The 1,996-nt window shown below is 56.1% G+C and carries 2 protein-coding genes; both read left to right on the forward strand.

Translation table 11 applies throughout. From position 1 onward, the window contains the following. Positions 1-327: 327 nt before the first annotated feature. Complete coding sequence (locus tag M0974_RS06665; protein WP_297834325.1) at positions 328-834, forward strand: CinA family protein; 507 nt, start codon at positions 328-330, stop codon at positions 832-834. Positions 835-938: 104 nt separating this feature from the next. Continuing rightward, positions 939-1,996, forward strand: a 1,058-nt coding sequence (recA, locus tag M0974_RS06670) for a recombinase RecA (RefSeq protein WP_297834327.1), incomplete at its 3' end; no start/stop codon positions are given.

The following is a 1,996-nucleotide window of genomic DNA, read 5'->3' on the forward strand; positions in this document are numbered from 1 at the left end:
AGCGCGGTTACGACTTCAGCGTGGGCGATTAGTCGAAGAGCGCTACGCTTGCGCTGCGGTATCTCATTCAACGCCATGAACAGGATGTTCTTATGCAAAATAAAAGGGGTCGGGATTCCGGCAGTGGTCGCTTCATTTCGATAGATGAAGCGAAAAAACGACCGAGGGAGACAACGGTCGAGACAATCAGGCGGCGAGTCAAAAAAGAGACGTGTCCACTGAGTTAGGTATTTTTCTGGCGGGGCCGGGACGTCTGTCCGAGACAGTGGCGCGGCCCTTGCACCTATCAAAAGCTCGTGTACGGTAACTGCCCTGACGTGCTGTCTGATGAATGACCTTTGGGAGAACCCCGTGGATGAAATTACTCAACTTGCCGCAGAGCTGGGCAAGCGTCTGCTAGTGCTCAAGGCTCAAGTCACCACCGCTGAGTCGTGTACCGGTGGCGGGATCGCCGAAGCAATCACTCGTATCCCAGGCAGCTCAGCCTGGTTCGAAGCCGGGTACGTCACGTATTCCAACGCCCAGAAAACTCGCCAATTGAACGTGTCGCCTGAACTGTTCTCTACAGTGGGCGCGGTCAGTCGCGAAGTGGTAGAGGCCATGGTGATGGGCGCGCAGGTTAATAGTGGGGCGCATTTTGCGGTTGCAGTCAGCGGCGTTGCCGGTCCTGATGGAGGGTCTGCCGAGAAGCCGGTGGGCACGGTGTGGCTCGCTTGGGGTGACGGCGCACAGGTTGTTTCTGAGCGTCGCCAATTCGACGGCGACCGCGACGAAGTCCGCCGACAAACGGTGAAGGCCGCGCTAGAGGGCCTGATACAGCGTACCGCTAGATAAATAGCAAAACGGGGGTAGGCGAGCGCTCAACCCTGTGGAATAATACTGGCTACTTATACAGTTATTGTTGGCCGTGAGGCCTTATTGATTACGAGAGGACTTCAATGGACGACAACAAGAAGAAAGCCTTGGCTGCGGCCTTGGGTCAGATCGAGCGTCAATTCGGCAAAGGTGCCGTAATGCGCATGGGTGACCATGACCGCCAGGCGATTCCTGCTATCTCCACCGGTTCGCTGGGTCTGGACATTGCGCTGGGTATTGGTGGTTTGCCAAAAGGCCGAATCGTAGAAATCTACGGTCCGGAATCTTCGGGTAAAACGACGCTGACGCTGTCTGTCATCGCCCAGGCTCAGAAAATGGGCGCTACCTGCGCGTTCGTCGATGCCGAACACGCACTCGACCCTGAGTACGCTGGCAAGCTGGGCGTCAATGTCGATGACCTGCTGGTTTCGCAACCGGATACCGGTGAGCAAGCCCTGGAAATCACCGACATGTTGGTGCGCTCCAATGCCATCGACGTCATCGTGATCGACTCCGTGGCTGCATTGGTCCCTAAAGCCGAAATCGAAGGCGAGATGGGTGACATGCACGTTGGTCTGCAGGCACGCTTGATGTCTCAGGCGCTGCGGAAAATCACTGGCAACATCAAAAACGCGAACTGTCTGGTGATCTTCATCAACCAGATTCGTATGAAAATCGGTGTCATGTTTGGTAGCCCGGAAACCACTACCGGTGGTAACGCGCTGAAGTTCTACGCTTCTGTCCGACTGGATATCCGCCGTACTGGCGCGGTGAAGGAAGGCGATGAAGTCGTTGGTAGCGAAACCCGCGTCAAGGTCGTGAAAAACAAGGTCGCTCCGCCGTTCCGTCAGGCCGAGTTCCAGATTCTCTACGGTAAGGGTATCTACCTTAACGGCGAAATCATTGACCTGGCAGTGCTGCATGGCTTCGTCGAGAAATCGGGTGCCTGGTACAGCTATCAGGGCAGCAAGATCGGTCAGGGCAAGGCCAACTCGGCCAAGTTCCTGGCAGATAACCCGGAAGTCGGCGCAACACTGGAAAAACTGATCCGCGACAAGCTGCTAACTCCGGGCGTTGACACTAAGGCAGTGAACTCCAGAGTACCTGCTGACGACCTGGCTGAAGCTGACGCTGACGTCTG

This window comes from Pseudomonas sp. (assembly GCF_026224925.1).
In the GTDB taxonomy this organism is placed as follows: Bacteria; Pseudomonadota; Gammaproteobacteria; order Pseudomonadales; family Pseudomonadaceae; genus Aquipseudomonas.

Coding starts and splice junctions, on each gene's coding strand:
- M0974_RS06665 (WP_297834325.1), top strand. CDS start 328: ATGAATGACCTTTGGGAGAACCCCGTGGATGAAATTACTCAACTTGCC.